At 47.1% G+C, this 8,640-nt stretch carries 11 protein-coding genes and 1 tRNA gene; 3 read left to right on the top strand and 9 right to left on the bottom strand.

Translation table 11 applies throughout. The annotated features are described in order from the left end of the window. The first annotated feature begins 287 nt into the window (after positions 1 to 287). Positions 288 to 755, top strand: a complete 468-nt coding sequence (locus HZB31_04715; GenBank protein ID MBI5847241.1) for a DUF3617 domain-containing protein — start codon at positions 288 to 290, stop codon at positions 753 to 755. A 134-nt stretch (positions 756 to 889) separates the two neighbouring features. Further along, positions 890 to 965: transfer RNA gene (locus tag HZB31_04710), tRNA-Ala, on the top strand. 14 nt (positions 966 to 979) lie between these two features. Here HZB31_04710 and HZB31_04705 read toward each other — a convergent pair. The 4 genes from HZB31_04705 to HZB31_04690 are packed head-to-tail and all read right to left on the bottom strand — an operon-like array spanning position 980 to position 3,989. Then, the gene (locus tag HZB31_04705) at positions 980 to 2,098 is read right to left on the bottom strand and encodes a site-specific integrase (protein MBI5847240.1); all 1,119 of its coding nucleotides are present in this window, start codon (positions 2,096 to 2,098) and stop codon (positions 980 to 982) included. Positions 2,099 to 2,156: 58 nt separating this feature from the next. After that, positions 2,157 to 2,456 (bottom strand): helix-turn-helix domain-containing protein, encoded by a 300-nt coding sequence (locus HZB31_04700; GenBank protein ID MBI5847239.1) that lies wholly within the window; start codon positions 2,454 to 2,456, stop codon positions 2,157 to 2,159. After that, positions 2,449 to 3,408, bottom strand: a complete 960-nt coding sequence (locus HZB31_04695; GenBank protein MBI5847238.1) for a helix-turn-helix domain-containing protein — start codon at positions 3,406 to 3,408, stop codon at positions 2,449 to 2,451. The genes HZB31_04700 and HZB31_04695 overlap by 8 nt, the downstream gene beginning before the upstream one ends. Then, entirely contained in the window at positions 3,405 to 3,989 is a 585-nt protein-coding gene (locus HZB31_04690) for a sigma-70 family RNA polymerase sigma factor (GenBank protein MBI5847237.1), read from the bottom strand. The genes HZB31_04695 and HZB31_04690 overlap by 4 nt, the downstream gene beginning before the upstream one ends. Before the next feature lie 133 nt (positions 3,990 to 4,122). Here HZB31_04690 and HZB31_04685 point away from each other — a divergent pair, with 133 nt between their 5' ends. Continuing rightward, the gene (locus tag HZB31_04685; protein MBI5847236.1) at positions 4,123 to 4,881 is read left to right on the top strand and encodes a helix-turn-helix transcriptional regulator; all 759 of its coding nucleotides are present in this window, start codon (positions 4,123 to 4,125) and stop codon (positions 4,879 to 4,881) included. A 28-nt stretch (positions 4,882 to 4,909) separates the two neighbouring features. Here the strand turns inward: HZB31_04685 and HZB31_04680 are convergent, their stop codons facing one another. The 5 genes from HZB31_04680 to HZB31_04660 all read right to left on the bottom strand — a co-directional run bounded on the left by HZB31_04680 (position 4,910) and on the right by HZB31_04660 (position 8,636). Then, positions 4,910 to 6,982: a DEAD/DEAH box helicase gene (locus HZB31_04680; GenBank protein ID MBI5847235.1), complete on the bottom strand. Its 2,073-nt coding sequence runs from the start codon at positions 6,980 to 6,982 to the stop codon at positions 4,910 to 4,912. Between the two features lie 8 nt (positions 6,983 to 6,990). Then, complete coding sequence (locus HZB31_04675) at positions 6,991 to 7,374, bottom strand: hypothetical protein (protein MBI5847234.1); 384 nt, start codon at positions 7,372 to 7,374, stop codon at positions 6,991 to 6,993. Further along, complete coding sequence (locus HZB31_04670) at positions 7,364 to 7,594, bottom strand: hypothetical protein (GenBank protein ID MBI5847233.1); 231 nt, start codon at positions 7,592 to 7,594, stop codon at positions 7,364 to 7,366. The genes HZB31_04675 and HZB31_04670 overlap by 11 nt, the downstream gene beginning before the upstream one ends. Before the next feature lie 113 nt (positions 7,595 to 7,707). Further along, positions 7,708 to 7,869 (bottom strand): hypothetical protein, encoded by a 162-nt coding sequence (locus HZB31_04665; protein ID MBI5847232.1) that lies wholly within the window; start codon positions 7,867 to 7,869, stop codon positions 7,708 to 7,710. Between the two features lie 17 nt (positions 7,870 to 7,886). Beyond that, on the bottom strand, positions 7,887 to 8,636 hold the full coding sequence (locus tag HZB31_04660) for a TatD family hydrolase (GenBank protein MBI5847231.1): 750 nt from the start codon (positions 8,634 to 8,636) through the stop codon (positions 7,887 to 7,889). Positions 8,637 to 8,640: the final 4 nt, after the last annotated feature.

The raw sequence follows: 8,640 nt of genomic DNA, 5'->3' as shown, positions 1-8,640 counted from the left end.
TCGTCTCCCGTAGCGGCAAAAGAGACCGCTGAGGCAGCAGCCAAGAGCAATTAAGACAACAAAGAAACCAAAAGACAGAGCAGCCATACAGAGGAAGGGGAGACAGACTGTCTCCCCTTCCTTGTGTACATACCTAAAACCATCTCCTTCGTTTCGGTGAAAAAGACCTCCTCAACCAATGACCGAAGCCTGCTGATCTGCTGAAATAAAAACGGTTTCTCTCAAAGATGTCTATCCAGTATAATGGATGCACAAATTATCTGAGACCGGAAGAAAAGGAGAATACCATGAAGATTACAAAAGGGTTATTGGCAGTTGTTGGTCTGGTCGCGCTGGGGCTGATCTCGTTCGGCTGCGGCAAAAAACCGGAGGGTTCTGCTCCGGCAGAAAAGCCTGCTGCGGCTGTAAAGGGTGTAAACATGAAAGAAGGCAAGTGGGAGATCACCTCTACGGTCGAGATGAAGGGTATGCCTGCCGGCATGATGAAACCACAGACCTTCACTACCTGCCTCAAACAGACGGACTATGTGCCGAAGAACGCTGACCAGAAAGACTGCACCATGAAGGACGTTAACGTCAGCGGCAATACCGTATCCTGGGAAGCGGTATGCAAGGACACGAGCGGCAAAGGCACGATCACGTATGCTGGCGACACCTACGACGGTAACATGGAGATGACCATGAAACAGGGCGGCAAGGATATGAACATGAAGATGACCATGAAGGGTAAACATATCGGTCCCTGCGACAAATAGCATTAAGAACATTGAAGACCGGCCTGGAGACTATCCAAGCCGGTCTTTTATTCTCTGTATCTCTCTGTCCATGCACAGTCACCTGCTGACAGGTTGCAAAGATTACCTGCAAATCGTTATATTATCAGACCTGTGGGGCTGTAGCTCAGTTGGGAGAGCGCTTGAATGGCATTCAAGAGGTCGTCGGTTCGATCCCGATCAGCTCCACCATTAAAATCAATGACTTACGCGGTTGAAGCTTTCCTCTCATCCTTGACTGTCAGAAAACTGTAAGAATTTTGCCCTTCCTGGGCCAACATCTCGACTGCTTTCACCTTGTGGCTTGGTGCAAGGTGTGCATACCGAAGGGTCATCTTAATATCCTTATGTCCGAGCAACTCCTTGACCGTCACGAGATCCACGCCTGCCATGACAAGCTGACTTGCGAAGGTATGCCGCAGGTCATGGAATTTGAAATCGTAGATTCCTGCCTTCTTCAGTGCTGTATGAAAGGTCTTTTTCCAGTCCTTAGTGAAAGGCCTGCCGGTCTCGGGGTTGCAGAAGACATAAGGAACATCAATACGCCTTACGATTCCCTGCAAAGTTTCAAGTAGGACTGAGTTAATGGGGATCTCTCGGCGCTCGCCATTTTTGGTCTTGTCGAGAAGAATGAACCCGTGCTTCAGATCGACCTGAGACCACATGAGATTCAGGATCTCACTCTTTCTCATTCCGGTATTCAAAGCCACGATGACGACAAATTTTATCATGCCGACGCAGGCGTTGATAAGGGCCTGTGACTCCTCGCGAGATAAATACCGTAGCCGCTTGTTGTGCTCCGGCAGCATCTTGACGTTAAGAGAGTCTTTGACAGTCTTGTCCATCATTTTCCAGTCAACGGCTTTGGTAAACATGTGAGAGAGAACAGCAAGCAAGCGATTAACCGTAGAGGGCTTGTTCGGTGCGTCAATGAACTCCTTCCCCTTCTTAAACTTCCTCACGCCAGCCTTCAGCCGATCACTCTGAAGCTGTTCGAGCATGTGAGTGCTGAAGTTGTTCAATGGCTCATCGCCAAAGCGATCTGTGAGCTGTTTGATCATAACTTCCTTAAACTGGATCGCTTTATACCGGCACTGAATCCATGCCTTGTACTTTTCCGCAAGTTCGGAAAATGCGTGCTGTTCAACTTTCTCTTCCTTTCGATCAAACCAAACTCCCGCAATAATTTCAGCATTGACCCGTTGTAGAATTTTCTCAGCCAAGGCCTTGTCAGAAGTCCCCGTAGATCTCTGATACGACTGTCCATTGGCAGTAAAATTCATCCAATAAAAACTGCTATTTTTTCTCCTGTATAGTCCTTTCACTTGTTATCCTCCTTTCCGAAAGGATAATCAGGAGCCTATAAATACCGGTTCAAGTATATCATGGGAGGGCCTCCTTCTTTGATCGCTCGACAAGGTCATCAATAAATCTATTTCGATGGCCATATTTGCTCTTTGCAGGTTTTGGTTTGATTGGCGCAGGCTTTGCTGAGACACTCTGAGACTCATCAGTTCCTTGGCTGCGATCACGAAGCCACTTCATAACATCCGTTTCGCGGAAACGAATGAGTCGACCTACTTTCATATAGGGCACTGTTTTTGCGTGAGTCCACGCATAGACCGTTGACAGTTGAATGCCGAGTGCGACTGCAAATTCTTCTGGTGTCAGCAATTTATCCATGATTTAACTCCTTCGAAAATTTCGAAAATTCTCCAAGTGCACCGGCCTCTATGGCTTCGGGGTGAGACGCAATATTTCGGCGACGAAATTTATTGCGAAATTCTTCTTTCTTGGCATCAGATAGAGTGGCAAATTCGGCCTCGATTTGAGTTCTCTTTTTGGTCGCTTCTTGTTTGCGAATTTCTACTTTGGCACGGTTCTTTTCTTTTCGGTGATTCGTTTCGAGGACCTGCGAGGGAGTTGGGCAATCCTTCAAATGTTCGAGGCTATGTTTGATTATGCCTTCAAGATATTTTTTTCGAGACACCTCGATTTTAAAATCTTTGATATTTTTTTCCTTCCATCCGAGAATCCATGCAGCATGATATATTTTGCCGATTGGCCATTCTGGGTTAGATGCATTTACTTTTTGTGCCGCTTCTAATATTTCACTGGGAAGAAGAGGAATTACGACATCGGGGTGGTATTCTTTTTCTTCCTCCGCGCAAACAACTACGATATGAGTGCCTGTTGTTGTTTTACTATTGTTTTTATTTGTTTTGTTAGGGTGCATGATATGCACCACCTCTGGCACTGCCGGTGCACTACAGTGGTGCATATCATGCACGGGGCGGTGCACACAGTGCACTACCCCAATTTTGCTTTCTTCGGGTTTTTTTGCGGAATATATCAAATACAGATTTGATTCGCGGTCGCCTGCCGCGCCCGTTCTCGGCTCGATACCGATTATGCCTTTTGCTTGCAGGTTTTGGAGTACATATATAATTTTTCGGAGCGAGACTCCAACTTTTTTTGCAAGAGTTTTGCGTGAAGGAAAACACTTGCCTCCTTTCGCGAAACGGCAAAGTGCGCAGTATGTGAGTTTATCGGGCCCAGCGAGGTCCTCGCGATCAATCAAATCGTTTTCGCACCACCACCAGTTTCCCTCTCTCATGTCCCTCACTTCATTCATGCCGCCTCCTTTTCCCGCGAAAAGAGCGGCCCCAGATCGGCAATTGTTTGCCGGGGCCACGGGGCGTGGGCGAGGAGAAGTCGCCGGAGCACGCCAATCGCTGCACACTCACAAGCGTAGACTTCACCCATTTTCATGTCGAAGCGCTTCGCGGTCGCTTCGATGGTTATGCCCGAGAAATATCGGAGCTGGATGATCTCTTGGCAGCGCGGCGATAATTTCGCTATTGCCGCGGCTACGGCCCCAAAAATCTCCGAGAGCTCCGCCATTTCCTCAGGATCATCTTCACCCGCTATATCGACAGCGAGCTCGTCTATGGTCATATAAATTCGAAGATTTCTCGCAGCCTCGTTAAGATACTTCTTGATGAGGCCATTCCAAGGGGTGGCATGGCGATTTCGTCGAAATAAAATCAGGGCTTCGTGGAATACGTCTTGACCGTTCTCTTTTCCATACATCTTAACGGCATACTTTTTGGCCGAACTTGCCAACCAGATTGCATCGTTTTCATCTTCGATCCTTGGGGAAATGCTATAATTCACCGAGGAGATGAAGGTGTTGCTTTTTTCAGGGTCAATCATCTTTGCCTCCTTTCAATTAATGGTTGCTACTATTAGCAAAATATAAGTAAATTGCTTATATTTTGTCAAGTATTGATTTAATATAGTCCAGTTGCTTATAATTAATTGCATTTTTATGGCGTAGACATGAGCTATGAACAAACAAATAAATAAACTTTTCCGTGCTCTTTTTGAGTATCAAAGAATAAGACAATCTCAGGTTGCAAAGAATATTCATATCTCCCAGCCTGCTTTGTCACAGTTCTTGGCCGGCGAATCTTCCCTGTCTATCTCAACGCTAAAGAAAATTGCCCCCTTGCTTTCTCTTAATCCAAATTACATAGAAGATATGAACGCTAATCCTTTTGGTGATGGTAATTTTTTTAAAATGATTATCCCTGAAAAATATTCACTACTTCCAGATTTGTCCCTTGTCGATCTGTTACTGGACCTAAATGATAAAGTTCGACTTATTTTTTTGTCTCCACCTCTTTTATCATTAGTAAAGTTCACTATGGGTCGAGAGTCTCCAATCTATGCAATTGCAGTCAAGGATGGTGACGGAAACTGTTTTCTCTTTCGAAGAAAACAGAAATCACCCCTTCACGCAATCATTGTTGGAGAAGAAGCATTAAAAAATAAGATTGACAGAATTGCGAATAAAGGAAGGAGCTTTCTTCATGAAACTAAAGTAATCGATAAAGAACTCTATTTGAAAATCAGGAATTGGGAAGCAGTTGAAAAAGCAGACATTGAGCCGCTATTCGATACAACGGAAGTATTGCCTCCGAAGCTTACTGATGAGCAAATGCAGGTTATCAACAAGATGACCGAATTAAATATCCCGGCATCGGAACTCCTCAAATATATACAAAATATAGCTACAACAAGAGATCATAACAAGGAGCAGTAGATAACTAAGTCATTCCGGAATAATATAATCACATCCTCAAGTCATCAAGAAACTCTGACGGTTCGTCGCCGCTCGTAACCAGCAGATGATCCCGGGCCCGTGTGCAGGCGACATACAAAAGATGGCGTTCGGTGTCGTAGACTTCCTGCAGATCAGCATCGTCTGAAACAGTTTCGATTCGGTCCTGAAGGGGAATGATCTCGTCATCGCAGGCCATTACGACAACAGCGCGAAACTCAAGTCCCTTTGCAAGGTGCATGCTGCTGATCGATATGTAACCGCTCGCTGTTTCCACATTCTCGTCAAGCACTTTGAAGGCAAGACCGGCCTGATTAACAGCTGCGCAGGCCCGTTCAAGTTCTGCCTCAGATCGTACAAAAACACCGATCTCATGGGGCTTGATGCCCTCACCAATCCGATCGACAAGCCATTTGCCGACAGAAGCAATTTCCTTATCCGAACTGTCCAAAACCATTATGACCGGTTCTGGTCCGTTAAACACCGAGATAGTGCCTTGCCGTTCTTCTGTGTTGCCATCAACATCTGACAGTTCTGGTCCCAACAGGCGATCAGCCTGCATCCTGATCTGATGAGAAGTCCGGTAATTGATTCGCAGGGTTCTTGAACGTCCGCGAATATCTACACCGAGTGATTTCCAGGAAAAGGGCTGCTGAAAAATCCGTTGGCCCAGGTCGCCGGCAAAGAAGAGAGCGTTGGGACTTCCGGCGCCCAGTGCAGCGAGAAATCGCAATTGGGGCACATTGATATCCTGGGCCTCGTCCACAACGGTGAAGTCAAATGGCGGGTTCTTGCTGTCTGCAATGCGTATTGCCAATCTGCTAAACATGTCGGCATAGGTCACAAGATTGAGACTCTTCAGTTTGGCTCTCACCTGCTCGAAGATTGACCAGAGCATCTGCCTCCTCTGTTCAGGAAGACGAGTTTTTCGACCTAATCGGGTGACGTCACGATACGCCTCCCAGCTTTCCAGTTGCCACGCATCCACCACCTGTTCCCACTCAGCCCTCAGAAAGCGCATACTGAACTTCTGCCCCTCAACAGTAGCAGCAGCTTCTTGCATAAGCTGACTTATAACCTCTCGCGATGCCACCTGTGGCCGACCAAAATTCAACTCATAAAGACGCCTGCCAATTGCATTCATGGCATGCACTTCCAATCTGTCTCCAAGCCGTGGTTCATTACCGATCAGTCGTTTCAGTTTTGTTCTCAAGGCACTTGCCAGGGTATCTGAAAACGTCGCAAGCAGTACACGAGCATCGGGGGTTGAACGGGTCAGGTATACAGCCCTATGCAGGGCAACAATGGTCTTGCCTGTTCCTGCTGATCCCGATACCCTCGCCGGGCCACCGTAATCTCTTTCAACAAGCTGCCGCTGTGCCGGATGAAGAAAGACAGCCCACTTTTCCCAAGGATATTCAAGCGCTGCTTCCAGTTCTTCAACGTTATTCATCACTCGGAACCTGCGTTGCGCGTCAGGATGATCGAATGGTCCAATATCGGCAGCCACAGGCTGCAATACTTGCGGTGTGACGCCGGTTGCCAGATCTAGCAGCGCTTCGGCAGCCTCACCAGGCAGATGATCGGTTAGAGCCAACAGGGAATCCTCGTCAGCCTTTTGGACATCTTCAATCCACTCTACTGGCACACCGTAGCTGAGCAATGCATCTTCGGAAATATGTGCAAACAAGGGAAGCTTGGATTGTACAGGTTGAACAGCCTCGACGTATTTGGGAATGATGATCTCCTGCACCGTCTCCCGAATCTCTACCAATTGAGCCGCTCCGGTCTTGGGATGGATCTCCAGCTTGCGTTTTTCAGCCCAGCGGTAGGCGTCATCATGATGGGCCACGTAGCACAGGAGCAGACTTTCGCTGGTTTTGTGAACGATCATTCGGATATCGCTGTTGACCCGAATCGACCAGAAGTTCTTATCCTTAGCCTTGTCGAGCTTATGGAACTGCATGCCGGGATTGGCAGGATTCAGTTGCAGGTCAAAGGCCGTGGTCTTTACAGCCTTCTGTTCTTCTCCTGTCAGTTTTGCCAAGCTATCGGTGAATGTGTCGGCGATGCGGAATTGCATAGGACTATCTATTCAGCTGCTTTCATGGATTCTTGCACAACCCGCTCAATATCGGGACGCTCAGAGGCAATTACGTCGTCAGGCAGATGTTTGTGATGAGGAAAACCCGGCAAGTCAGGAAAGTGAGGCGTACTGTCATAGCGAAAAATCAAACGATTTTGTTCATCCTGGCAATGATAACGATAATCAAGGGGAACAAGCTTGTTATCCACAATAACTACGGCTTCGTTGATTTCCAGAAGATGACCCTGTTCAAACCGGAGACGAATCCGAAGACTGGCCCGTTCCGGTGTCAGTATTTCCTCTGTGTAAATCTCAACATACGCATTGCGGCACTGGAGAATTGCGCGTTCAACACGATCCAGATAAGCAGACAGAACCTTATGCAGCATTTTGCAGCTTTTTTTCTAATTCCTGATGAAGATGCAGATAGTGTCGGTAATCATTAGCCCACTCAACAAACACTGCCTCATCCGACAGTTTTCCACGGCTGTATTGGTCAAAAAACTCCTCTGATCCCATCTGCTGCTTATTTTCGAAGGAATTCAGCCGCTTGGCCACCGCAACCAACGCATCCAGAGGTGATGTGTATTGAATCGTTTGCTTAAGCATGCAGACCTCCTTTGCTCACTCTTAAGTTATTATCACTATTTCAATCTACCATATAGATATCGGTATCGACAACGCTGAATCGCATCGTCACTTTTCACACCACACGCCTATTTCTACTGCCTGTCTTTCACCTTGTCGAGCTCATGAAACTGCATGCCGGGATTGGCAGGATTCAGTTGCAGGTCAAAGGCCGTGTTCTTCACGGCCTTCTGTTCTTCTCCTGTCAGTTTTGCCAAGCTATCGGTGAATGTGTCGGCTATGCGGAATTCCATCATTTCACTCTCTTCCAACCCTATGCGAGCAATTTATGAAGATTTTCTCGAATTCGCTCCACAATTGTTATCGCTGGTAGACCCAGCATTTGCCCCAACGTCTCAACAACTGCAGCTACGTCAGCAGGCTTTGAGTTACGACCTGCAGTTGTTGTGAACGGTCCATCTGTCTCTGTCAGTAGCCTCTCGAAGGGAACAACAGCAACTACCGCTGCATAACGAGCATTATCAAGCATCGCAGCGTTAACCGAAAAATAGCAACCCATATCTATAGCACGCTGTGCTTCTGCTTTAGTACCTGTAAACCAGTGGAGAACTACCTTTCCTCGACTGGAAGGTAGAAATGATTCTATATGATCCAAAACCATCTTAACAGCCCGAACACTATGTACTGAGATGACTTTGTCGCCAGCAGCTGCACATAGGCGTAACATCCGCTCAAAGACTTGTTTTTGCAAATCTAACGACTTATAGAAGCGTGGTCCGGCATCTAATCCCACCTCTCCGACATAGCGTGTTTCACCAAGGTGTGATTCCCAAAGAGTAATCTCGTCTGCGAGCTTGTCGACAAGCTGAGGATGAAGTCCAAGCGCAGCTCGCACATGGCGTGTTGCCTGAGCCAATTTATTGTTGCGTGCCCATGCTCTTGGAGTTGTCGTCACAGCAAGCGTATACACGCCAGCGTTGTCTGACTCCATAACGACCGATGGATAATTGGGGTACAAATCAAGATGGCAGTGAAAGTCCACAAGGCCATTTGTTGCGATCATAAAT

This window comes from Nitrospirota bacterium (genome assembly GCA_016235245.1).
Classification (GTDB): Bacteria; Nitrospirota; Thermodesulfovibrionia; order Thermodesulfovibrionales; family UBA6898; genus UBA6898.
Note: the sequence above shows the minus strand (reverse complement) of the source record. Positions and strands in the feature narration are given on the sequence as shown.